The organism is Psychrobacter sp. 16-MNA-CIBAN-0192, assembly GCF_040309565.1.
Classification (GTDB): Bacteria; Pseudomonadota; Gammaproteobacteria; order Pseudomonadales; family Moraxellaceae; genus Psychrobacter.
In genome coordinates this window covers 1-230 of record NZ_JBEOOX010000788.1, presented here as the reverse complement: position 1 = coordinate 230, position 230 = coordinate 1, and the positions used below count along the sequence as shown (strand labels likewise).

General features: G+C 47.0%; 1 protein-coding gene. It reads left to right on the top strand.

Annotated features, from left to right (window positions below):
• Positions 1-230, top strand: a 230-nt coding sequence (locus AAEY78_RS15220; protein ID WP_352340373.1) for a proline dehydrogenase family protein, incomplete at both ends; no start/stop codon positions are given.

Genomic DNA, 230 nt, shown 5'->3' with positions numbered 1-230 from the left:
AGGCTATACCTATTCGTTCGATATGTTGGGTGAAGCGGCGATTACCCATAGAGACGCCGAAAAATACTTTAACGACTATTTGCATGCGATTAAAGCAACTGCCAATGTCAAAGTTCAAGAGGGCATGCCAAAGCCGTCAGTTTCTATCAAGCTGTCGGCACTACATCCACGCTATGAAGCCACGCAAGAAGCTCAGGTGTTGGGATTATTGCGTCAGCGCTGCTTATTGC